The sequence below is a fragment of the uncultured Chitinophaga sp. genome (assembly GCF_937898475.1).
In the GTDB taxonomy this organism is placed as follows: Bacteria; Bacteroidota; Bacteroidia; order Chitinophagales; family Chitinophagaceae; genus Chitinophaga.
The window spans coordinates 907,623-930,136 of record NZ_CALEJS010000016.1 but is presented as its reverse complement, the minus strand read 5'-3'; the positions used below and the strand labels follow the sequence as shown (position 1 = coordinate 930,136).

General features: G+C 48.3%; 19 protein-coding genes. 9 read left to right on the top strand and 10 right to left on the bottom strand.

All coding sequences use genetic code 11. The features are described 5' to 3' along the window. The 4 genes from Q0577_RS13645 to Q0577_RS13630 all read right to left on the bottom strand — a co-directional run bounded on the left by Q0577_RS13645 (position 1) and on the right by Q0577_RS13630 (position 4,843). Entirely contained in the window at positions 1-1,284 is a 1,284-nt protein-coding gene (locus Q0577_RS13645) for a pitrilysin family protein (protein ID WP_298737185.1), read from the bottom strand. Further along, entirely contained in the window at positions 1,281-2,525 is a 1,245-nt protein-coding gene (locus Q0577_RS13640) for a pitrilysin family protein (RefSeq protein WP_298737183.1), read from the bottom strand. The genes Q0577_RS13645 and Q0577_RS13640 overlap by 4 nt, the downstream gene beginning before the upstream one ends. 92 nt (positions 2,526-2,617) lie before the next feature. Then, a complete protein-coding gene (locus Q0577_RS13635) occupies positions 2,618-3,550 on the bottom strand; it encodes an aspartyl protease family protein (RefSeq protein WP_298737181.1) in 933 nt (310 codons plus the stop codon). 24 nt (positions 3,551-3,574) lie between these two features. Beyond that, entirely contained in the window at positions 3,575-4,843 is a 1,269-nt protein-coding gene (locus tag Q0577_RS13630) for an aspartyl protease family protein (RefSeq protein WP_298737179.1), read from the bottom strand. Between the two features lie 159 nt (positions 4,844-5,002). On the opposite strand from Q0577_RS13630, the gene mqnC reads away from it, so the two are divergent. The 3 genes from mqnC (at position 5,003) to Q0577_RS13615 (ending at position 7,604) form a co-directional block, all read left to right on the top strand. Next, positions 5,003-6,127, top strand: coding sequence for a cyclic dehypoxanthinyl futalosine synthase (gene mqnC / locus Q0577_RS13625; protein ID WP_298737178.1), 1,125 nt, complete (start codon positions 5,003-5,005; stop codon positions 6,125-6,127). A gap of 203 nt (positions 6,128-6,330) precedes the next feature. After that, positions 6,331-6,987 carry a hypothetical protein gene (locus Q0577_RS13620; RefSeq protein WP_298737176.1) on the top strand — a complete coding sequence of 219 codons (657 nt, stop codon included), beginning with the start codon at positions 6,331-6,333 and terminating at the stop codon, positions 6,985-6,987. Between the two features lie 74 nt (positions 6,988-7,061). Continuing rightward, positions 7,062-7,604 (top strand): GNAT family protein, encoded by a 543-nt coding sequence (locus Q0577_RS13615; RefSeq protein WP_298737175.1) that lies wholly within the window; start codon positions 7,062-7,064, stop codon positions 7,602-7,604. Here Q0577_RS13615 and Q0577_RS13610 read toward each other — a convergent pair. Both Q0577_RS13610 and Q0577_RS13605 read right to left on the bottom strand, forming a co-directional pair. Next, a complete protein-coding gene (locus Q0577_RS13610) occupies positions 7,601-9,061 on the bottom strand; it encodes an amino acid permease (protein ID WP_298737174.1) in 1,461 nt (486 codons plus the stop codon). The two genes, Q0577_RS13615 and Q0577_RS13610, sit on opposite strands and share 4 nt — an antisense overlap. A 61-nt stretch (positions 9,062-9,122) precedes the next feature. Beyond that, positions 9,123-10,016 carry a TIM barrel protein gene (locus tag Q0577_RS13605; RefSeq protein ID WP_298737172.1) on the bottom strand — a complete coding sequence of 298 codons (894 nt, stop codon included), beginning with the start codon at positions 10,014-10,016 and terminating at the stop codon, positions 9,123-9,125. A 390-nt stretch (positions 10,017-10,406) separates the two neighbouring features. Between Q0577_RS13605 and Q0577_RS13600 the strand changes: the two genes are divergently transcribed. Continuing rightward, on the top strand, positions 10,407-10,622 hold the full coding sequence (locus tag Q0577_RS13600) for a hypothetical protein (RefSeq protein WP_298737170.1): 216 nt from the start codon (positions 10,407-10,409) through the stop codon (positions 10,620-10,622). 150 nt (positions 10,623-10,772) lie between these two features. Here the strand turns inward: Q0577_RS13600 and Q0577_RS13595 are convergent, their stop codons facing one another. Beyond that, the gene (locus tag Q0577_RS13595) at positions 10,773-13,586 is read right to left on the bottom strand and encodes an outer membrane beta-barrel family protein (RefSeq protein ID WP_298737168.1); all 2,814 of its coding nucleotides are present in this window, start codon (positions 13,584-13,586) and stop codon (positions 10,773-10,775) included. 316 nt (positions 13,587-13,902) lie between these two features. Between Q0577_RS13595 and Q0577_RS13590 the strand changes: the two genes are divergently transcribed. Further along, positions 13,903-15,306 (top strand): HAMP domain-containing sensor histidine kinase, encoded by a 1,404-nt coding sequence (locus Q0577_RS13590; RefSeq protein WP_298737166.1) that lies wholly within the window; start codon positions 13,903-13,905, stop codon positions 15,304-15,306. Positions 15,307-15,316: 10 nt separating this feature from the next. Continuing rightward, a complete protein-coding gene (locus Q0577_RS13585; RefSeq protein ID WP_298737164.1) occupies positions 15,317-16,009 on the top strand; it encodes a response regulator transcription factor in 693 nt (230 codons plus the stop codon). On the opposite strand, the gene Q0577_RS13580 is transcribed toward Q0577_RS13585, so the two are convergent. After that, complete coding sequence (locus tag Q0577_RS13580; protein WP_298737162.1) at positions 16,006-17,304, bottom strand: histidine kinase; 1,299 nt, start codon at positions 17,302-17,304, stop codon at positions 16,006-16,008. The two genes, Q0577_RS13585 and Q0577_RS13580, sit on opposite strands and share 4 nt — an antisense overlap. A gap of 70 nt (positions 17,305-17,374) precedes the next feature. Between Q0577_RS13580 and pheS the strand changes: the two genes are divergently transcribed. The 3 genes from pheS (at position 17,375) to Q0577_RS13565 (ending at position 20,343) form a co-directional block, all read left to right on the top strand. Beyond that, positions 17,375-18,403 (top strand): phenylalanine--tRNA ligase subunit alpha, encoded by a 1,029-nt coding sequence (gene pheS / locus Q0577_RS13575; protein WP_298737160.1) that lies wholly within the window; start codon positions 17,375-17,377, stop codon positions 18,401-18,403. Further along, complete coding sequence (locus Q0577_RS13570; protein ID WP_298737158.1) at positions 18,400-19,260, top strand: 3-hydroxyacyl-CoA dehydrogenase NAD-binding domain-containing protein; 861 nt, start codon at positions 18,400-18,402, stop codon at positions 19,258-19,260. The genes pheS and Q0577_RS13570 overlap by 4 nt, the downstream gene beginning before the upstream one ends. A gap of 81 nt (positions 19,261-19,341) precedes the next feature. Then, positions 19,342-20,343 carry an NAD-dependent epimerase/dehydratase family protein gene (locus Q0577_RS13565; protein WP_298737156.1) on the top strand — a complete coding sequence of 334 codons (1,002 nt, stop codon included), beginning with the start codon at positions 19,342-19,344 and terminating at the stop codon, positions 20,341-20,343. On the opposite strand, the gene Q0577_RS13560 is transcribed toward Q0577_RS13565, so the two are convergent. Further along, positions 20,329-21,015, bottom strand: a complete 687-nt coding sequence (locus Q0577_RS13560) for a hypothetical protein (protein ID WP_298737155.1) — start codon at positions 21,013-21,015, stop codon at positions 20,329-20,331. The two genes, Q0577_RS13565 and Q0577_RS13560, sit on opposite strands and share 15 nt — an antisense overlap. Before the next feature lie 78 nt (positions 21,016-21,093). Further along, positions 21,094-22,047 carry a UDP-3-O-(3-hydroxymyristoyl)glucosamine N-acyltransferase gene (locus Q0577_RS13555; protein ID WP_298737154.1) on the bottom strand — a complete coding sequence of 318 codons (954 nt, stop codon included), beginning with the start codon at positions 22,045-22,047 and terminating at the stop codon, positions 21,094-21,096. Between the last annotated feature and the right edge of the window lie 467 nt (positions 22,048-22,514).

Here is a 22,514-nt window from a genome sequence, read left to right as displayed (position 1 = left end):
TTATATAACTACCAGTTCGTAAAAGTCGGCCGGCGACAGGTATTGTTTGGCAAGGTGCTGCAGCTCTTCTGCGGTAATAGTTTTGATGATATTGATATTGTTGTAGAAATAGTGCTCGTCCAGATCATTGAGGATCAGGCTTTTCCAGCGTTGTATAAGCTGAAAGGCGCCGTCAAGGTCGCCCAGTATAGAGCCTATCATATAGTTGCGAACCAGGTTCAGTTCTTCTGCTGGTACCGGCTCGTTCTGCAGGCGGATCATCTCTTTATATACTTCGTCGATAGTGGCCTCGCAAACGTCGCGGCCTGCTTCGGTCTGTATATTGAGTGCGCTGATCTGGCGGAAATTATAGAGCTGGGAATGAATGCCGTACGTGTACCCTTTTTCTTCCCGTATGTTGCTCATCAACCTAGAGCCGAAATAACCGCCCAGGATCGTATTGAGCACCATCATTTTTGGAAAGTCGGGATGGTAGCGGTTCGGGAAATGCCTGGCCACACGCACCGCGCCCTGCACCCCGTTTTCATCATTAAAGATGCGGTGCTTTTTCTCATCGGCCATCTGCACCGGGAGTTCGGGACGTACCAGGTGCGTTTCACCGTTCCAGGGAGTGCTGCCAAAATACTGGTTCAGCAGGGTGATCATGTTGGCGGGCAGTTTACCGGCCACAAATATCTTACAGTTATTGTACGTGTAATGTTTCTGGTAGAAGGCGCGCAGGCTTTCTGTCTGCAGTGCATCATACGCCATCATGCTGCTGATGCGGCCGTATGGATGGAATTCTCCGAAGAGGTATTTATCAATAAAACGGTTGGCCACAAAATCGCATTTCTGGAGGTTCACCGCCAGCCGTTGCTTCATATTCTGCTGGTAGATGGCCAGTTCCTCAGGAGGGAAAACAGGGTCCAGCAGCACCTCCTGCAGTATGGGCAGCAGGGCTTCCGTATGTTTGGTAAGGCAATGCAGTGTGTAGGTAGCGTTCTCGTGGTAGCTGTTGCGGTTCAGGTAAGCGCCGTAGTACTCTATGCTTTCGTTAATCTCAAGCGCTGAATGCCTGCTGCTGCCATTCTTCATGAGGAAGTTGGTGGCGGCGGCAATAAGGCTTTCCTGTTCGTACCAGCTGCCGGCGGAGAAGATCATTTCAAGCTGAAGGGTATCCTGTTCTTCGCCTTTTATAACGTATACGGGTATACCATTATCCAGCGTGAATTTTTCGTATGGTTTCAGTGTTATATCAAACTCCACTGCGTCCTTGATAGCAGGGGCTATTTTTCTATTGATCATATCTGGTTATCTGCGTAGTAATAGATGGTGTTGGAATTGCTATCGTCAAAGATGATACCGGCTTCGCGGTGAATGTCTGCTACGGTGACGGCCTCATAGTTATCAAACTCGGTATTCATCAGGGCAGCATCACCCAGCAGTTCATAGAACGCCAGGTTATTGGCTCGGTTCAGCAGGCTCATATCTTCGAAGGCCAGCATACTTTCTACCCGGTTCTTCACTTTTTGCAGTTCTCGTTCGGGAATGACGGTTTGCTGCAGTTTTTCCAGCTCTTCCCGGATGGCCTTTTCCGCATCTTTCATTTTAACGCCTTTTACCAGTTTACCTTCAATGGTAAGCAGGCCGGCGTCTATACTGCCAAAGTGGTAGCACTCTATGTTGCTGAACAGCTTTTTTTCTTTTACCAGTACCTGGTGCAGGCGGCTGGAGCTGCCTCCTCCCAGTACATCGGAAACAAGGTCTGCCGCGTAGTAGCGTTTGTCTCCACGTGGATAGATATGATAGCATTTATACAGTGCATCCAGCGGAACGTTTGCTTTTACCTCCAGCTTGTGTGCGGAAGTCTGTTTTGGTTCTACGGGCAGCTGGCGCTGATATTTTTCTCCGGAGGGGATATTGCCAAACCATTTTTGTGCCAGTGCTTTTACCTGTGCGGTGGTCACCTTGCCCCCTACCACCAGTATGGCGTTGGCAGGGCAGTAGTGTTTGGAGAAAAAGGCTTTCACATCTTTCAGGGTGGCATTCTCAATATGCGACAGCTCTTTGCCGATGGTCATCCAGCGGTAGGGATGCGTGCTGTAGGCCAGCTCCCGCATCTTATGCCACACATCGCCATAGGGCTTGTTGATGTAGTGCTCCTTAAACTCTTCACTTACCACTTTGCGCTGAACATCCAGGCTTTTTTCGCTGAAGGCCAGCGATAGCATACGGTCGCTTTCCAGCCAGAATGCCGTTTCAATGTTTTCTGCCGGCAGCGTTATATAGTAGTTGGTAAGATCGTTGGTAGTAAAGGCGTTGTTCTCCCCGCCCGCCATTTGCAGCGGTTCATCATAGTCGGGGATGTTCACAGATCCCCCGAACATCAAATGTTCAAAAAGATGGGCAAAACCGGTACGCTGAGGGTCTTCATCGCGTGCGCCTACGTCGTACAGTACATTCAGCACCGCCATTGGCGTGGTGTGGTCTTCATGTACTATTACCCGTAAACCATTGTCCAGACTGAATTTATTATAATGGATCATATTCGTTTATTGGTTTATATAGATGATCCCGCCGTAAGCGGGAACAATGCAAGTTATTAAAATTACAATTCCCACGGGTCAATCACAGCTTTTTACTGCTGTAAGTACAATTCTTTCTGGGGATAGTTGATGATAACGGCGGAGAAGTGTTTCCATACGTGGTAACCGATAGCGCCTGCTATTTCCATCACAGGACTATCATCGTTTACGTCTTTGCAGTAGCTGATGGGGACTTTCTGCTGGCGAAAAGAGAAGATACTGAGAGCAGGAACGGTGCTGTTCACATAGTCATAGGTTTTGACCAGATCCTGCACCCGGTCTGTACTGAGTGTAGGCAGTTGCTGGTTAAGCTGGTGTTTATCAGTATAGGGCCAGTTAAAGAGGATGCCGTAATCGCCGCCGGTGGTAAGGTGATAGTTACCTCTCAGGGACTGCCCGTTAGGCAGTTCTATGGAAGCGGTGATCACCGGCGTGCGAAAATTGATCTGGAAGGGAATGGGTTGCAGGCCTGCAATATCCGGAATCGCAGTGCCGAAAGAGTATAGCACCAGTTGCCGGTGGGCATAATCTATCTTGACGATATAAGCTTTCAGCACATCTATCCCGATGAAGCCATCTATTTTCAGGGAGCCGTTACGGAATTCGGGAATATTCTCAAGATATACTTTCAGAAATGGCAGGCGGGCTTTATCGAGATATAGTACGTTCAGGGTGGCGGTGTTCACCTTTATCATAAGGTTATTGGTGGCGGTAACGCCTGCTTTCTGCCTGCCTTGTACGCCCAGTGTGTCTGCCAGTCCGTAGTGCAGCACAGCCACTTCGGTGCCCGTATCGAAAATAAAATGCAGGGTATCTTTATGGCCGGAGACCATGGCAGGGATCACAATGTGATGCCCGTATAAGCGGAAAGGGATCACTGCTACGGCGCCTTTCTCCAACTGGACCGGGCGGCGTTTGCCTGATTGTGCGTAACCAAATAAAGCGCAGCTGCTACTAAGCAGTAATAAAAAGGCGAATTTCCTCATGAAAAGCTCACACCTTAATAACGGCTACAAGATACTTTTTATTGGCAGTTTCTTCAGTTGCAATTCGTTGTTGCGCATGATCACCAAGGTAGGCCGGGTGCCTACATTCTTCAGCAGATCGCGGTATACGGTGAGGTTGCTGCTGAAGTTGTTGTTGATGGCCAGGATGATATCACCTTTTTTGAACCCGGCTTTTTCTGCCGGGGAGTTCTTTATGATATCGGTGATCTCCACCCGGCCGTTGATCAGGTAGATAATAAGGCCTGTATAAGAGTAGTCAAAGGGATCACGGTAATGGGTGTTGGGCTGCAGGTAGATCTCTTTTTTGGAATAATTCAGGAACAGGTTAAAGCGGCGCAGCAGGTCGTTCCCGATCATGCCGCCCAGGAAAGGGTAAGCGGTGATGTTGGTCTTATCATCGAACAGGTACACCGGCACATTGCGAAAATTATAGTTGCCGATCTTAAACTCCTGGATGGTGGTAATATGCATTTCCATTTTGCCTCCCAGGCCCTGTGCTTCTGTCTGGATGATTTTGCGCTGCCTTTTGCGGGAAGAGAGCAGGCCGCTGTCTTTCACGAACTGGTTGGAGAGCAGCAAACACATGCCCGCCCCGGTATCGAAGTAATAGCGGTTATTGGTTTGTGCCTTGCCATTACGCAGAGGCGCTGATATGATGGGTATCAGGGTAAGCGATGGTTTTAAGAGCAATCCTCCCTTTGGATAGCTGAACCGTCCTTTGGAATAAATGTTTATCTTTTCTTTATCATAGTCCACATTCACAATATAGCGGCTCAGCAGGCTGTACCCGATGATACCGTCTACCTGCAGGCCGTACACCTGGCTGATCAGCTCATAGTCGTTCACGTGGAAGTCGAGGCTGTCTACCGTTAAGCCGGGTAGTATGAGGGAGCGGTCCATGGCAAAAGACACCTGTCTGGCGCCGCCCAATCCACGCACGATCCTGTCCGAGGGAGTGAGCGGTATACCCAGCCGTTCGCAGGTACCGGTATCCAGAGAAATGCCGGCGCTGCCGGTGTCAAGAATGAATTGCAGGGTATCGGGAATACCGTTCAGCTGAGCAAGGATAACCACTACCCCTCCGTAATATTGTTTGAAGGGGAAACTGGTGATCAGCACGGCATCTTTGATGGTAGAATCGGCTTGACCAGTGCTGGCAGGAACCAGGGCAGATGCGTTCGTGGAATTGCCGGAAGCCGTTAGAAAGCAAAGCCAGCAGAAAAGTAACAGTAAGGTATTTCGCATACGAAGGCGCGAGATGCTCTCGTTCATATAAATTTAACATTAAAATACTTTCATATAGCAAAAAAATATTTCAAACGGAAGGAAAAACGTATGAACAGCAGGTTCTGTAGTATAAGTTGCCAGTGAGGTAACAGTAGTGCCGACTATTAATGCACAATCATTACCTTTGTCTGCATAAGTTGTAACATGCAATTGAAAGATCTATATCAGAAGGCCCTCCAGTTTGAGTGGCTGACTGCGGAAGAAGGAGTATACCTGTTTGAAAAAGCGCCTATGGCTGAGCTTACGCACATTGCCAATGAACTGCGTAAGCAACAGGTACCACATGGTAAGGTAACCTGGCAGATAGACCGGAATGTGAACACTACGAATGTTTGTATCGCCAACTGCAAGTTTTGTAATTTTTACCGCATTCCCGGCCATCCCGAAGCCTACATTACCAGTATCGACGAGTATAAGCGGAAGATAGAGGAAACCCTCAAGTACGGTGGCGACCAGCTGCTGCTGCAGGGCGGGCACCATCCTGATCTGGGCCTGAGCTTTTATGTAGACCTGTTCAAACAGCTGAAACAACTATATCCCGCATTGAGGCTGCATACGCTGGGGCCGCCGGAAGTAGCCCATATTACCAAGCTGGAGAAAAGTACCCATATTGAGGTGCTGGCTGCCTTGAAAGAGGCTGGTATGGACAGCCTGCCGGGCGCTGGCGCCGAGATCCTGAATGACCGTGTACGCCGCCTGATCTCCAAAGGCAAATGCGGGGCACAGGAGTGGCTGGACGTAATGCGCGCTGCACACAAGCTGAATATTGCTTCTTCTGCCACTATGATGTTTGGCCACGTGGAAACGGTGCTGGAGCGTTTTGAACACCTGGTAGACATCCGCCAGGTACAGAGTGAAAAACCGGAGGAGCACTATGGCTTCACGGCCTTTATTCCCTGGACCTTCCAGGATGTGGACACGCTGCTGGCCCGGATACGTGGGGTGCATAACATGACCACAGCAGAAGAATATATCCGCATGATCGCCATGAGCCGTATCATGCTGCCGAATATCAAGAATATACAGGCCTCCTGGCTGACGGTAGGCAAGCAGGTTGCCCAGTTATGCCTGCACGCGGGCGCCAACGATTTTGGCTCTATCATGATCGAGGAAAATGTGGTAAGCGCTGCCGGCGCACCGCACCGCTTTACCTATCGCTCCATGCAGGAAGCGATAAGGGAAGCCGGTTTTGAGCCGCAGCTGCGCACACAGCTGTATGAATTCCGGGAAATACCAGCGTCTATTGTAGAACAGGTCATTAACTATTAATAGCTTTTATACTGGTCGTTAGTTGATTGTTTCCGGTGGCTAGTGCAGGCGCTAACAACTGGCAATGAACAACTAACGATCTTTTTTTTTAGCAATCCCTTAACATAACCCCCTGTTAACCTCCGGCTCCTTTTCACGTCTAATAGCTGTAAGATGGAATTAAAAAATGCTCCATCAATAGGTAAAGATTAAAGCAAGTAGATATGAAAAAGTTTGGATTATTCATCATCAGTGCAGGATTGATGCTACTGGCTGCCTGTTCCAGTACCAAGCTTACCTCATCCTGGAAGACCAATGACGCGCAATTGCAATGGGACAGGAAGATAATGGTAATGGCTCTGGTACCAAGACAGGAAAAGCAGTTGCGTATGCTTATGGAGGACAACCTGGTGACTGAGCTGAAGAAGGAGGGATATAATGCCGCTTCTGCTTACCGTGAGTTGGGCCCTAATGCATTTGACGACAAAACGGATGAAAAAACAGCGCTACGCAAGCTGAAGGGCAGTGATGCGAGCCAGGTGCTTACCGTGGTATTGCTGGATAAGTCAAGACAAAAGAACTATGTGCCTTATGGTCCCGGCTATGGTCCTTACCCGTATTATTACGGCGGCTTCTGGCCTTATTACAGCAGGTGGTACGGTACTATGTACCAGCCTGGTTATTACCGGTCAAACGTGCAATACAACTGGGAAAGTAACCTTTACGACCTGGATCAGCGCAAACTGATATACTCAGCGCAGACACAGTCAGTAGACCCTCCTACTGCAACGCGGCAGGCTTACCTGTATGCCAGGCAGATCGTTAAAGATATGGCCAAGCAACAGTTAATGGCTTATAACCAACCCGCAGTGAAACAGTGATAATAGTCAGTCTATAATCATCCGCAAAAGGCCCTGGCGTTAATGCCGGGGCTTTTTGTTATTTTAGAGCTGATATGCTGGAACTTCGCGTTAATGACAAGATAACCATGCGGCAACTGCAGCCGGCTGATGCTGCTCCGTTGTACAGGCAGATAGATCTATCCCGTAAAAGCCTGCGCAAATTCCTGCCCTGGGTGGATTACAATACCAATGAAGAACATTCTCTCCGTTTTATACAATTAATGCTGCGTAAGGCTGATGAACAGGAAGCCATGGCCCTTGGCATGTGGTACCAGGAAGAGCTGTGCGGAGTAATGGACCTGCACGGGTGGGACCATTTACTGCAAAAAGCTGAAATAGGTTATTGGGTGGGCGAGGCATTCCAGCGCAAAGGCATTGCCACCGCCTGTTGTAAGGCGCTCATTTCCTTTGCCTTCACAAAGCTGCGGCTGAACAAGATAGAGATCCGGTTTGTGCTGCAGAATGAACGGAGCGGACAGATTCCCATCAGGCTTGGATTTACCAAGGAAGGCATCCTGCGGCACAGTGCCAAATTACACGGCCAGTACGTAGACATGGTGGTAATGGGCGTATTAAGGGAGGACTGGAAGTATTAGCTTTTAGTAAGCAGTTCCCGGCGTACGCGGCTGTGCTTTTTACCGTAGCAAAAGTAGATGATCATGCCGATAGCCATCCAGACAATAAGCCTTATCCAGGTATCTGCGGGCAGAAACAACATCATACCAACACAGGTAACAATACCCATAATCGGAACAAAGGGCACCCAGGGGGTTTTGAACGCTCTGGGCGCATCGGGCATGGTATAACGCATGATCCATACGCCGGCGCACACGATCACGAAAGCCAGCAGGGTACCGATGCTTGTCATTTCGCCTACCACCCTGATGGGCACAAAGGCGGCAAATAATCCCACAAAAACGCAGAAAAGTATGTTTGACTTCCAGGGCGTCTGGAAACGGGGATGTATATCTGAAAAGATCTTTGGCAGCAGGCCGTCTTTAGACATTGCGAAGAACACACGGGTTTGCCCCAGCAGATCTACCAGTATCACAGAAGTATAACCGATCAGTATAGCGATGATAATGGCCTGTCCAAGCCAGATGTAAGGTGTGTGTTCTATTGCTACCGCCACAGGCGCAGCATTGCCTTTGAAGGCCGTATAAGGCGCGAGGCCGGTCATTACGTGAGCAAAAAGGATGAACAGAACGGTACAGATCAGTAATGATCCCAGGATGCCGATAGGCATGTTACGCCTCGGGTTCCTGGTTTCCTGGGCGGCAGCTGCAATGATATCAAAGCCCAGGTAAACGAAAAATACCACGCCTGCTCCGCGCAGGATGCCAGACCAGCCAAATTCACCGAAAATACCGGTATTAGCAGGTATATAGGGGGTAAGGTTGGCCGGTTGTATAAACCGCCAGCCAAGGGCAATAAATAAAACTACCACCCCTACTTTCAATATTACCACAAAAGTGTTCCAAAGGGCAGATCCTTTTGTGCCGCGTATCAGTATCAGCGACATGGCCAGCACCACCAATGCTGCGGGCAGGTTGATGATGCCCTGCACCTCCGTGCCGTTGGCCAGTTTGGCTGTTTCAAACGGGGAATGCACCAGTTGTGGTGGCAGGTACACCCCGTATGTGCTAAGGAATTTTACAAGGTAATTAGACCAGCTGATAGCCACGGTAGCGGCGCCAACGGAAAACTCCAACACAAGGTCCCAGCCAATGATCCAGGCAATCATTTCGCCCATGGTAGTGTAGGCGTACGTGTAAGCGCTGCCCGCTACCGGGATCATGGAGGAAAACTCTGCATAACAAAGGCCTGAAAAAGCACAGCCGATGGCTGCCACCACGAAAGACAGGGTCACTGCCGGACCGGCATGATTGGCGGCGGCCAGTCCGCTAAGGGAAAACAGACCTGCGCCAATAATGCCGCCTATCCCCAGTGTGACCAGTTGAAAAGCGCTAAGCGTACGTTTTAAGGTGTGGGCGCCTTCCTGGGCGGATTCCTGTAGTAACCAGCCTAGCGGCTTTCTGAAGTATTGTGGCATATCAGCGTATTTATCCTATTAGTTCTGTAGACTAAAGGACGCAAAAGTAGGCAAAAAGCGATTAAATATCACAGATCTCCACCCCTTGTTTCAGCGAGGCCAGTTTATCGCTGCGTTTAGGTACAAACTCCTGTGCTACAAAGCCTTTAAAACCAGTATCGTGTATCGCCTTCATGATGGCCGGGTAGTACAGTTCCTGTGTTTCGTCTATTTCATTACGGCCGGGTACACCGCCGGTATGGTAGTGGGCAAAGTAGGGATGATTTTCCTGGATGGTACGGATCACATCGCCTTCCATGATCTGCATATGATAAATATCGTACAGTAGCTTAAAGCGTTCAGACCCGATGGCTTTGCAGAGCTCAACGCCCCAGGCGGTATGATCACATTGATAATCATGATGGTTTACTTTGCTGTTAAGCAGTTCCATAACGATGGTTACCTTTTTCTTCTCTGCATAGTTCATGATACGCTGCAGCCCCTGGGCGCAGTTTTTCAGTCCTGCTTCATCATCCAGGCCTTCGCGATTGCCTGAGAAGCAAATGAGGTGGGGAAAACCTGCCTTGGAAGTTTCGTCTATCAGGTACTGGTAATATTCTACCAGGCGGTCGTGATGTTCAACGCGGTTCCAGCCTTTGGTGATACCCCAGTCTTTATTGATAGCGGCTACCATGGCACAGGTAAGGTCATATTTCTTTGCTGTTGCAAAGTCTTTCGGGTCCAACAGGTCTATAGACTGGATACCGATCCTGTTTGCTGCCTTACAAAGGTCTTCGAGTGGAATATCGTTGTAGCACCAGGCGCATACCGAGTGGTTGATGTTGCCTTTCAGTTTTTCATCCATCGCTTCTTCATGGGCCATCACCCGGTTAGTGAGGGAAGATAAGGTGGTAGAGGCGAAGGCCAGGGCGGCAGCTTTTTTGATCATATCGCGGCGCGAATTTTTATTGGACATTTGGTAAGAAGGTTTATTATCAAGGAAATATAGCGTAAAAATCAGGAAATAGCAATTGTTGCCTGATCTGCGGGGCCTGCGGGAATTACGCATTTTAGCTTTTCCGTATATTCTGCACAACTATTTTCTCTAATTTTACGTATATACAGATAGGAGGGAAACCCGCCGCAGTGGCGGGTTTTAAACTAAGAATAAAGTTTGGCACTTTTTATGCATTAGAGAGGTTGTAACATTTTGATAGGTTATTTGCTTTTATAGTTAGTTCTTGATCTATTTAAATTTAGAAGCGAGGAGGTTGAAATGGAAAAAAAGTATACTCCAAGTTTGTGGGTCTGCGTGTTAATGGATCTGCTGGGTTGTGCAAGCTACGCTGTTCCGATGTTAGGGGAGGTGGGTGACGTAATCTGGGCGCCTCTCTCGGCCATCATTTTTTACCGGATGTTTGGCGGTACACTGGGTACTTTTGGTAGTCTGTTCAATTTCATGGAAGAACTGTTCCCGGGCCTTGATTTTATCCCAACTTTTACGCTTTCCTGGGTGTTGCAGCGTGCAACACAGGCCTGGAAGGTACAGGAGAAAGTAAAAGTGCAGGAGCAGAAAATATGAACAGGTTGGGGGAAGTGTCAACACCTTGCCTTCGGATCTGTAAAAATACCAAGGTTGTAAGGTTTCAAAGCTGGATGTCCGGAAACTAATGCATAAGCATGCATCCACCTTTGTCATCTTTCAACCTTTCAAGTTTTTAAGGGCTTGTTACTAGCCTTTTACGCGAATAGTCCTGACGGGCGCAGGGGAAACATTCCTTGGACGTGCATTTTTAGCAGCCCCGTTACTATTGCCACCAAATTTGTTCAGGAAATAAGAAAAGCTTAAGAGGCAAAACCGTTGTAATACCCGCGTTTGTACATCTTCAATAAAATTCTCCCCTACATTGCGGCTGATGCTTATGTTCTGGTTAAGCAGGTCAAACCCCTGCAGTTTTATAAGCCCCTGTTTATTTCTGAATACATTTTTGGATATAAATGCATTCAGCATGGTTACATCCTGGTTGTAACCGGCAGCAAGGCCGGTATTAAGCATATAGTCAAGGTCAACACCAACAATAAATCCCAGTGGCAGATTGATGTTGAAGTCAAAGGAAAATGAATAGTTGAAATAGTTGGTGTTATTGTTTTGCTGAATGGAATAGCGGGCGCCGTTATAGCTTGCGCCGGCGGCTGTGGCAAAATCAAACAGTTCTTTATACACATAATTGAAGCTCAGGCCCTGCGTAAGGCTAAAGTTGCTGGTGCTTCCTTTGGTACCGTTAGTAAAGCTGATATCCCGGTTAAAATTAAAGTTGGTAGTGGCATTGATGGAGGTATGTTCTTTTTTGATCGGGAAGGTGTTCACCAGGTTACCATTAAGGTTATAGGAACCGTTGACGTTTACGGGCTGGCTTATCTGCCGTCCAAGTGAATCAAAGGAATTAGCGTTAATGATCTTGTTACTGGTAAAGGCTGCGCTCACATTGGTGAACAGGCCCCGCATGGTAGCGGGATCGAAAGTATTATAGCCTACACTGAAGTTATTATTGAAAGAAGGTTTAAGGTCTGGGTTACCCAGCTGGATGTATAGCGGATTACTGTTGTCTGGTACCGGCTGCAGCTGTGAAACGCTGGGTTGCTGGGTACCTCCGCGGTAAAAAAAACGCAGCCGGCGGTTATTGCCGAAGGAATAGTTAAAAGAGGCAGAAGGAAAGAAATTGACCGTGCGTTGCTGCAGGTGATTGTGCAGGCTGATGTTGTCGTTATCCAGGTTACTGAACTGGATGTTGAGGCCTGCGCTATAGTCGTACGCCTTCTTCTGTGTGCGTATGCTGATGCCCGCCTGATGGGTGGAGAAAGTGTTTTCGAAAGAATTACTAAGGCTGTCATTCAGCTGGTCATATGTAAGTTTGGCGGCATTATAATCGTAAGTAAGCTTTTCTGAAGCGGTAAAATTGTGGTTCCATGCGTAGGTGAACTCGAGGAACCGATCCTTAAATACCGGTTCGGTATAGATCAGGCGCAGACCCGTGTTAAAGCCGCGGTTAGTAATATCGTTGTGCTGATCAATACTGTCGGTATAACTGTCGCCGCCGGGCTTTACGAAGTAGTTGGCGGAGCGGTTAAAATTTTCCTGGTCGCTGTTGTTATAGCCAATGTTGAAGTTGGCGGTGAAAGTGCGGCCCGGTTTATGGAATTTTTTACGGAACAGTACATCGGTCATGAAATTAGGCGCGGTACCGCTGGAGATGTTCTGCGTAGTGCCACGGTTAACCAGCTGGCCTTTACCGCCCAGGGATGCGTAGGTATTTTCCTGGTAGCCGCTATTGGTGCTGTAGTTGAAGTTGGGAGAAACAATAAGCGATTGCATGCTGTCAATCTCGTACTCCACCCGCATATTAAAGTTATGATTGCCGTTATTGCTGAGCGACCGGGCGTTGTTGTTATAATAGTAGGTAGTATCAGGCAGCAGGTTCTGTCGGGCGCTGGTGCGCTGGTTCTCTGTACGGGAATCATTATAGTAGTAGCTGCCGCTGATTTTCAGCTTTTTAGTGAGGTCCTGGCTATAGTTTATCCCGGCAGTGCCGTTGCGGGAGATGCCGTTGCCACCATTACCGCCGGCATTGTTCATGGCCACCCGCATACCCCTGGCCACCACTCTCCCGCCAAACTGCAGGGAATTGAGATCAGTATATCCAAGATTGTTCACATTATTGCCACTGGCAAGCAGCGAGAGTTGCTGTCCTTCGCGGAAGCGGTTAAGACTGGCGTTTGCAGCAAAACGCTGATCAGTGCCATAGCCCGCAGAAGCTTGTCCGAACAGGCCTTTCTTACGATCCTTTTTGATAGTGATGTTAATGGCCTTTTCAGTTTCACCGTCATTGATACCGGTAAACTGGGCCTGGTCTGATTTTTTGTCGATGAGCTGTATTTTGTCTACAATATCAGCAGGCAGGTTCCTCGTGGTCAATTTGGTATCATTACCGAAGAAGGGTTTGCCGTCTACCAGGATCTTCTTAACGGTTTCACCTTGTGCTTTAATGGTGCCGTCTTTGTCCACCTCCACGCCCGGCAGCTTTTTCAGCAACTCTTCCACCATAGCATTTTCCCGGGTTTTGAAAGAGCCGGCATTGAATTCAAGCGTGTCTTTTTTGATCCGGATAGGGGGCTTGATTTCTGTGATCTCCACTTCTCCCAGGGTAACGCCGGTTTTCTGTAGGGGGATAGCGCCAAGGTCTATTACGTTATGTTCGGCGGAAATAGCTACTGATTGTAGTAAGGACCGGTAGCCAAGGAAAGAAATAAACAACTTGTAATCGCCCATTGCCAGGCCTTCCAGGTTAAAAGCGCCCTTTTTATCAGTAAAAGCAGAAGCCGCTATAGAAGAATCCCTGGCATACAGTAAGGCCACACTGGCGTCTGCCAGTGCCTGGTTCGTGCTTTTATCGGTAAGAAGGCCCTTTACCTGTCCCTGTTTTGCCTGTGCCCGGGTATATTGCGTCCACAGGGTAACAATAGCCAGGATGAGCAAAAGTTGTTTCATCAGAAAATAGTTAGTTGCGCTAACGGTGCTGTATAGTGACTACACAGCAATGGACACCGGCGGTGTAAGTTAAGAAGTAAAATCGAATCTGTCAGCAGGCTGTAAACCGGGAACTGTACTCATTTGCGTGCCAGTTACACGTTAAAACCGTTAAGCATCCTTATTTACTGTTAATTATTGTTAAGAAAAGGAACCAGGGACGGGGGGAAAACAATAGTTTTGTAGGCACCGGTCCAACCCGCAAGGGTTTTAAACTCCCGGAGCTTATAAGCCGTATAACCTTATGCGTAAGCGCATACGAATCATACTTATCCTGATGTGCACTTGTATCCTGGGCATTTACCTGTTCCAGGGGTACTGGCTGTATAATTCATATGAGGTCCAGTTTGACCAGTTCAACAGGGATATCAACGGCGCCCTGCGCACTGCCCTCTTCAATAACCAGTATTCAGATATCCGGCAATTTCTGCACTATTATACCAAAGACTCCTCGGCACAACCCGTAAAGGGCATGTTCATGCAGATGGAGCAAACAGGCATCCCGGTGGAGAAAAGGGATACGGCAAGGGCTATTATGGACTCTATAATGAACCGGGAGCGGCATATCCGCATACTGGTTCGCAGTACGCCTTCCCGTACGTTTGCAGACACGCTGGCCCGGCAGATATCGGACCTAATTATGCTGAATAACCTGTATGGCGATAGTGTGAACCTGAAGGGCCTGGACTCTACTTTCACCGCGGAGCTGCATAGCCGGCAGATATCAACCTCCTTCCGCATGGATACTTTTCATGTGGATTTCAACAATTTTGCGCGGGAAAGCTTCCGCGACAGTATGCGCCGCAAGGAGCCGCAAAAGACTACCAAGATGCCATTCAATCCGGCCAGCAACCTGTTTGTGCAGGCTTCTTTCGCTTCCCCTATGCAATATATAATCATGAAGATGATGTGGACCCTGGTAAGCTCCCTGGCCTTGCTGATACTTACTACCATCTGCTTCATTTATATGCTGCGTACAATATTGAAACAGAAGCGGCTCTCTGACGTTAAGAATGACTTCATCAACAATATGACTCATGAGCTTAAAACGCCCATTGCCACAGTATACGCGGCGGTTGAAGCCATGCAGAACTTTAATGCGCTAAGTGACCAGCGGAAGACCAGGAGCTACCTCGACATCTCCAAACAGGAGCTGCAGCGCTTGTCTGAACTGGTAGAAAAAGTGCTGCAGATCTCAGCAGAAGAGAAGGAAGAAATAGAGCTGTTCAGGGAGGAAACCGATCTGAACGAGTTGATAGACAACATTATCACCAATCAGCAGCTGAAAGCGGGCAAGCCTGTTCAGTTCCGTTATGATAACCACCTGGATCATCCCCTGGCATTTGTGGATAAGACACATCTGGCTAATGCGGTCAGCAACCTGGTGGATAATGCGATCAAATATTCCGGCGATCAGCCGCTGGTGCATATACAGTGTATAAAAGAGAACGGCCTGTTAACCATCCGGGTAAAAGATAATGGCATAGGTATACCCCGTATGTACCAGGAAAGCATTTTCGACAAGTTTTTCAGAGTACCTACGGGCAACCTGCATAATGTAAAGGGGTTTGGCCTTGGATTGAGCTATGTGAAGAAGATCGTGGATATGCATAACGGTGCCGTTCGTGTACACAGCGAACCGGAAAAGGGCAGCGAATTTGTGATTCAATTACCAGTTTAGTTATTGTTTTATGGCAAGAATATTACTTATAGAAGATGAACAGCAACTGGGCCAGATCGTAAAAGACAGCCTGGAAATGCGGGGTTTTGATATGCTGTACGCGGCAGACGGCAAGGAAGGCCTGCGCCTTTACCAGCAGGCCCGTCCCGATGTGGTAGTGCTGGACATCATGATGCCCAATATGGACGGCTTTACCGTTACCACCGAAATCCGCAAGCAGGACAAAGTAACCCCTATTATCTTTCTGACTGCCAAATCACAGACTGCTGATGTGGTAAAAGGCTTTGAAATGGGGGGGAACGACTATCTGAAGAAGCCCTTCAGCATGGACGAGCTGATTGTGCGGATCAAGGCATTGCTTAAGCGCAGCAACGAGCAGCCGGCTCCCCCGCCCGGCGCCGACAATGAAAATGTGGTAATGATTGGCCAGTATGCCTTTAACTATATCAAGCAAACCCTGACCCGCAACAATAACACTGCTTTCCTCTCTCACCGGGAGGCGGAGATATTGCGCAGGTTGTATGATAGCAAAAACCAGGTAATGGAACGTAAGGCTGTGCTGCTTGATCTTTGGGGGGATGACAGTTTTTTCAACGCCCGCAGTATGGACGTGTTCATTACCAAAATACGCCGCTACCTGAAAGAAGACCCCAGGGTACAGATTGTAAACATACGGGGTGTGGGGTATAAGCTCATCCTTTAACACAGTTCGGCCAGCATGGCATCCGGATCTGTTTCAAACGCGATATTTACCCTGGTGCCCGCCGGCTGATCGTCTTCATCCATCAGATCTACCACCTGCACGCTGAAGCGGGTATTGAACAGTGATTTGTATAGTTCTACCCTTTCCTGGCACAATTGCATGCCCTTTGACTGATAACAGCCCGTTTTAAGTCCGTCTTTATGGCGGCGTGCCGCTTCCCTGCGGCCAATGCCGTTATCAACGATCTCACAAAGCAATACATGTTCCTTAAGATAGCGCCAGCTGATCTGCAGCTGCCGTTCTCCGTTTTTGTTCATAAGCCCATGCCAGATAGCGTTTTCCAGGAAGGGCTGAATAAGCATGCCCGGTACATAATATTCGCGGGGGTCTATCTGCTCATCGATCTCCATGGAGTAAACAAAGGCGTGATCGGTACGCAGGGATTCTATTTTAAGATAGTACTGCAGCAGGTCCATCTCGTCCCGCAGGGAAATAAAGTTCTTTTCTGCATGGATCAGCACCATGCGAAGCAGGCGTGCAAAACTGGTGATATATTCCTGGGCTTTGTCTGTTTCCCCGGTAACGATGCAGTTGTAGATACCGTTCAGGCAGTTGAAGAGGAAGTGAGGGTTCATCTGTGATTTCAGGGTTACCAGGCGGAATTCGGCCAGTTGCCGTTGCAGGTACTGTACTTCTGCCTGCTGCCTGCAAGCCTGTTCCTCAATCAGCCTCTTCCCGATCTTAACCCCGCATATGGCGGCTATTTTTTCCAGCATCTGCAGGTGGGCATTTGTATAGAAACATTTACGGGAATGCTCGGAATCTATTACCCCTATTACTTTGTTCTCGTAAATGATGGGAACAGCTATTTCTGATAGTCTGCGCTGATCGTCCAGGATATAACGTTCATCGCGGCTGGTATTACTGACTATTTCCGGCTTGCCGGTAAGGGCTACCGTACCGGTAATGCCTTTACCTAAGGGAATCTCTATGGGGTATTTTATTTCGAAGCGCAGGGGATTTTTGGGGCCGTAGGCTGCCTTTTGCACCAACATCTGGCGATCATTGTCCAGCAGGTAGATCACGCAGTCTTCAAAACTCAGGTGGCTGATGCAGTTCTTGGCGACATCCCACAGAATATCGTCTATGGTATTTTGTCCGAAAAGGGAGGTAGCGAAATAGGAAACGGTTGCTTCTGCCTCGTACTTCTTTTTGTACCGGATAAGCAGTGCATAGAGGGTAACAATACACACCAGGAGTACAGCAATTGCTCCAATGTAGAACGCAACAGTCATAGGTGGGTATTTGTGTATGAAAAGGTAAGATTTTTTTGGCATTTCTTATTTCTCTTATCTTTGTTGCCCTATGGAGCAGATCGTACAGCAAATAGCGGCCTATACACAGGAGATACAGGCCTTTGAACCTAAAACAGCCGAAGAGCTGGAGCAATACCGCATAAAATTCCTCGGAAGTAAAGGTATTGTGAAAGCGATGTTTGGTGAGATGAAGCAGGTGCCCAACGAACGTAAAAAGGAGTTTGGCCAGGTACTGAACAGCTTCAAACAGCTGGCGGAGGAGAAATATGCGCAGTTTGAAGAGTTGAAGAATGGCGCAGGCGAGGCACAGGCTGCCGTGGATTTCAGCTTGCCGGCAGAGCTGCACAGGCTGGGTACCCGTCACCCCATCAGCCTTGTACGGAACAAGATCATCCATATATTTGAACGGCTGGGCTTTACCGTGGCCGAAGGGCCTGAAATTGAGGACGACTGGCATAATTTCACGGCGCTGAACCTCCCGGAGAACCACCCTGCCCGTGATATGCAGGATACTTTCTACATCAGCAAGCATCCTGACTGGCTGCTGCGCACACATACGTCCAGCGTACAGGTACGTACCATGGAAGCAGGTAAGCTGCCTATACGGGTAATATGCCCCGGCCGGGTATACCGCAATGAAACCATCAGCGCCCGCGCACACTGTTTCTTCCATCAGGTGGAAGGACTATATATTGACGAGAATGTTTCTTTTGCCGATCTGAAACAGACATTGTATCACTTTGTGAAAGAGCTTTTCGGGGAGGATGTCCGCATCCGCTTCCGTCCGTCATACTTCCCGTTCACTGAGCCAAGCGCAGAAATGGACATTTCCTGTATCATCTGTGGAGGAGAGGGCTGCTCGGTATGTAAACATACCGGGTGGGTTGAGATCCTGGGCTGTGGCATGGTACATCCTAAAGTGCTGGAGAATTGCGGTATTGACCCTGAAAAATATACAGGCTTTGCTTTTGGGATGGGTATAGAACGTATTACGATGCTCAAATACCAGATCAAAGACCTGCGCCTGTTCTCAGAAAATGATACTCGCTTCCTGGAACAGTTCACCGGAGCCATATGATGACCATCGACCAGGTACATACCATTGCTGTATGCGGCGCCGGAACAATGGGCGCCGGTATAGCAGAGGTAGCCGCTGGCAGCGGGTATAACACGGTGTTATTTGATATACAGGCCCCTATGCTGGATAAAGCCCGGGATCAAATTATCCGCAACCTGGAATCGGCCGTTTCCAAAGGGCGTATGACCACATCAGCAATGGCCGCTATCCTGGCGCGTATTCAATTTACTTCCCAATTGCAGGACTGCGTTGCAGCAGTCATTATAGAAGCCATTGCAGAGCGAATGGAGGCTAAAACAGCCCTGTTCAGGCAACTGGCAGCTATTAACCAGGCGGATGCCATATTAGTCTCCAATACGTCTTCTTTATCTGTTTCCGATATAGCGGCGGCACTTCCTAACCCCGAAAGGGTGGCAGGAATGCATTTCTTTAACCCGGCCCCTTTCATGAAGCTGGTAGAAGTAGTAGCAGGACGGAACACCCATGTCTCAACAACAACCCTCATCCGCGAACTGGCAGTACGTATGGGTAAAACACCGGTACAAGTAAAAGATTCGCCTGGTTTCATTGTGAACCGGGTGGCCCGGCATTATTATCTTGAAGCAATGAAAGCTGCAGAAACCGGGATAGCTGATTTTGCCGCTATAGACCGTTTACTGGAGGGCACCGGTTTTCGTATGGGGCCCTTTGCCCTGATGGACCTTATCGGCAACGACGTGAACCTGGCCGTTACCCAATCGCTTTATGAAGCATTTGCAAAAGCGCCCCGTTTTATCCCTAACGCACTGCAGATAACCAGGGTGCAGCAGGGTCACCTTGGACGTAAAAGCGGCAGGGGTTTTTATAGTTACGAATAAGTAACCCGGCCCGCCTAATTCGTAATTCATCATTCCTAATTCTCTATCTTTGGACCTTCTTTAACATGTGAACATCATTTCATGATCTTAGTTACTGGCGGAACAGGTTTTTTAGGCAGTCATTTATTAAGGGCGCTGGTTAATGCCGGTAAGCCCGTAAAGGCGCTATACAGGCAGCAGATCCCCGCACAGGTACAAGACATACAGCATAAGGTACAGTGGGTACAGGGCGACATACTGGACGTTATCAGCCTGGAGGAAGCCATGCAGGGAATCACACAGGTATATCACTGTGCTGCAGTGGTATCTTTCAGTCCTGACAGCCGCCGCGAGCTTATGCAGGTTAATGTAGACGGTACTGCCAATGTAGTGAACCTGGCGCTGGACGCCGGCGTGAAGAAGATGGTGCATGTAAGTTCCGTAGCCGCTTTGGGGCGAATAAAAGACGGGGACATCATGGACGAGGACTGTGAATGGCAGGACAGCCGTAATAATTCCCAATACGCCATCAGCAAATTCAGGGGAGAAATGGAAGTGTGGAGAGGGCAGGCAGAAGGACTGCAAACCGCTATTGTAAACCCGTCCATTATACTGGGCAGCGGTTTCTGGCATGATGGCTCCGGCGTCCTGGTAAAAAATGCCTGGAAAGAGTTTCCATTCTATACCAGAGGTATAAACGGTTTTGTGGATGTGGAGGATGTGGTGAAAGCCATGTGCCTGCTCATGGATAGTGATATCAGGGGAGACCGGTTCATCCTCTCTGCAGACAACTGGAGTTACTATGACCTTTTCAGTTCGATGGCAGCCCGGCTGGGCAAAAAACCGCCCCGTATCGAAATTAGGTCGTGGTTGGCGGAAGTAGTATGGCGTATGGAAAAGATAAAAGGGTTTATTTCCGGTAACAAGCCGCTGGTGACCAAGGAAACAGCCCGTACAGCGCAGCTGAAGGTGTACTACAACAATGAAAAGATACAAAGGACGCTACCAGGGTTCCAGTTTAAGCCGCTGCAGCAAACTATCGATGAGATGTGCGACATTTACCGCCAGGAAATGGAGGCCGAAACCGGTCTATTCTCTAAGTAACAGGGCTCCGATTGCGGCGGCCAGTATTTTCTCTTTCTCTTTTGTGATGCGTTTGCTTACCCACACCCTTGGTTGTGCCCCTGGTATTACTGCGGCTACCGGTGTGCCATGTTCTCTGAATTCAAAACAGACCTTTTCGTAGGAATTCACTATCCCGAACCTGTTGTGCGCACTGATACCGATATCCTCATTAGGCGAGCGGAGTACGCCAGCAGGGTTATTCTCATTCAGTTCGAGGTAATGTGGTTTCTTAAGTATCAGTTCCCAGCGTACCAAAGGGGCCTGCCTGATGCCGTTGATAAGCGAATAGAACAGGACTGTGTTACCCGGCAGCTTAGCCAGTGTTTCGGGTAAAGAGCGCCCTGAAAAGGCTACCGCAGGAGTATTTAAAGACTGTACAAGTATTTGTTCTGTGCTGTCCTTAACATTGAAGTTAAAGGCATTTTCTGAGGTTTTTATGAAGGTGATATTGGCGGCAGAGTTGATACCGTTACGCCGGGAGCTGGTAATGTAACTGCCATAGCTGATGGTTTTAGCAGACAGCCATCCGTCATTGATCTTTACCGGCCATTCCTGAGAAGCTGAATAGAGATCGGCAGAAGCGGCAGGTGTTCTTGTCATGGTGCTGCAGCTGAGGCACAGCAGGGTACAAAGAAGGCAGAGGGGACGCATGTAAATAGCTTTATCAGTGAAACTATCACTGTCAGCCGGGTATTTTAACAACCGGGCTAACAGTGATGGGAGGGATATTTATTGATGATCCTTGCTGGTTATCTTTTCCCATATTTCCGGGATGCGTTTTATCCAGGCCAGTTCCCTTCTTTTGCTGCGGGCATCTTCTGCAGGGTAGCCAAAATAGGTTTTACCACCTTCCAGCGAGCTGGGAACACCGCTTTGAGCAAGCACAATAGCATCCTTACCAATCGTAAGGTCTTTGGATACGCCAACCTGTCCCCAGAGTATAACATTATCCTCGATCTTTGCTTTGCCACCAATGCCTACCTGTGCAGCAAAGAGGCAGTTCTTCCCGATAACGGTACCATGACCTATGTGAATCATGTTATCGAGCTTGGTGCCCTGACCTATGATGGTGTCTCCACTTACGCCCTTGTCTATGGTACAGCCGGCCCCTATCTCAACATTGTCTTCAATGATCACCCTTCCGCAGCTTTCAAGTTTGTCGTACATCACGACACTCTCTTTCCTTCTTTTGAAGTAAAAGGCGTCTGCGCCTATAACGGTACCCGCGTGAATGATAACATTGTCGCCGATCACGCTATGATCATATATCGTCACGTTGGGGTGGATGATGCAGTTATTACCGATGTGCACATGGTTACCAATGAATACGTTAGGTTGTATGATGGTATCTTTTCCTATCACTGCGGAATCGCTGATGGGTTTGGATGCCGGTTCAAAGGGCCGGTAGCGTTTAACAAGAGATACGTAGGCAGTAAAAGGATCGTTTGTGATCAGCAGCGCCTTACCTGCAGGGCAGGCTACTTTCTTGTTGATGATGATGATGGTGGCTGCTGAATTAAGCGCTGCGTCGTAATACTTCTCGAAGTCTACGAACGATATGTCGCCTTCCTGTACCTTATGGATTTCATTGATGCCAGCGGCCATCAGCTTGCTGTTGCCTTCCAGCTCAGCGCCTATGATGGTGGCTATTTCGGTGACTGCAACAGGTGCTTCAAACTTCATATAGCATTGAATTAGTGTGTAATGATTAAAGTGGAGCAAAGTTAGGCGAAAGTTTGAATGTTCAAGGGGGTTGGGAGGTATAAGGGATATATGAGGAAGGGTTGCGGCGTTTTAAAATCCGCATTGTTAAGCTCTCAAAAATGTGTTTGCTTAACTGTTGTTATCCACACTTTTTTTAGTGGTGTGAATAAAATTTTTTGTAAAATTTTTCTTTTGTCATAAAATTCTTTTTAATATTGTGTAGGGAATTTTGTTTCCCTGTACTTACTAACCCATTCACATAACAAGAAAGTCTGATTGTTCTCACGGTCAGACTTTTTTTATTGCCTTTGAAAACCGCTACAGCCCTGTAATTCAGCCAACATTATCTTTTTTGATCATCATGTATGTATTCGTTTTTCATCCCTTTTATAACAGCTTTTAAGAGTGGTGAAAGAGAGGGGAACTTCGTTCGGTTTTTGTTTCTT

Bases quoted from the DNA above. Each gene is read 5' to 3' on its own strand.
- Q0577_RS13645 (WP_298737185.1), bottom strand. From the start codon at position 1,284: ATGATCAATAGAAAAATAGCCCCTGCTATCAAGGACGCAGTGGAGTTT.
- Q0577_RS13640 (WP_298737183.1), bottom strand. From the start codon at position 2,525: ATGATCCATTATAATAAATTCAGTCTGGACAATGGTTTACGGGTAATA.
- Q0577_RS13635 (WP_298737181.1), bottom strand. From the start codon at position 3,550: ATGAGGAAATTCGCCTTTTTATTACTGCTTAGTAGCAGCTGCGCTTTA.
- Q0577_RS13630 (WP_298737179.1), bottom strand. From the start codon at position 4,843: ATGAACGAGAGCATCTCGCGCCTTCGTATGCGAAATACCTTACTGTTA.
- mqnC (WP_298737178.1), top strand. From the start codon at position 5,003: ATGCAATTGAAAGATCTATATCAGAAGGCCCTCCAGTTTGAGTGGCTG.
- Q0577_RS13620 (WP_298737176.1), top strand. From the start codon at position 6,331: ATGAAAAAGTTTGGATTATTCATCATCAGTGCAGGATTGATGCTACTG.
- Q0577_RS13615 (WP_298737175.1), top strand. From the start codon at position 7,062: ATGCTGGAACTTCGCGTTAATGACAAGATAACCATGCGGCAACTGCAG.
- Q0577_RS13610 (WP_298737174.1), bottom strand. From the start codon at position 9,061: ATGCCACAATACTTCAGAAAGCCGCTAGGCTGGTTACTACAGGAATCC.
- Q0577_RS13605 (WP_298737172.1), bottom strand. From the start codon at position 10,016: ATGTCCAATAAAAATTCGCGCCGCGATATGATCAAAAAAGCTGCCGCC.
- Q0577_RS13595 (WP_298737168.1), bottom strand. From the start codon at position 13,586: ATGAAACAACTTTTGCTCATCCTGGCTATTGTTACCCTGTGGACGCAA.
- Q0577_RS13590 (WP_298737166.1), top strand. From the start codon at position 13,903: ATGTGCACTTGTATCCTGGGCATTTACCTGTTCCAGGGGTACTGGCTG.
- Q0577_RS13585 (WP_298737164.1), top strand. From the start codon at position 15,317: ATGGCAAGAATATTACTTATAGAAGATGAACAGCAACTGGGCCAGATC.
- Q0577_RS13580 (WP_298737162.1), bottom strand. From the start codon at position 17,304: ATGACTGTTGCGTTCTACATTGGAGCAATTGCTGTACTCCTGGTGTGT.
- pheS (WP_298737160.1), top strand. From the start codon at position 17,375: ATGGAGCAGATCGTACAGCAAATAGCGGCCTATACACAGGAGATACAG.
- Q0577_RS13570 (WP_298737158.1), top strand. From the start codon at position 18,400: ATGATGACCATCGACCAGGTACATACCATTGCTGTATGCGGCGCCGGA.
- Q0577_RS13565 (WP_298737156.1), top strand. From the start codon at position 19,342: ATGATCTTAGTTACTGGCGGAACAGGTTTTTTAGGCAGTCATTTATTA.
- Q0577_RS13560 (WP_298737155.1), bottom strand. From the start codon at position 21,015: ATGCGTCCCCTCTGCCTTCTTTGTACCCTGCTGTGCCTCAGCTGCAGC.
- Q0577_RS13555 (WP_298737154.1), bottom strand. From the start codon at position 22,047: ATGAAGTTTGAAGCACCTGTTGCAGTCACCGAAATAGCCACCATCATA.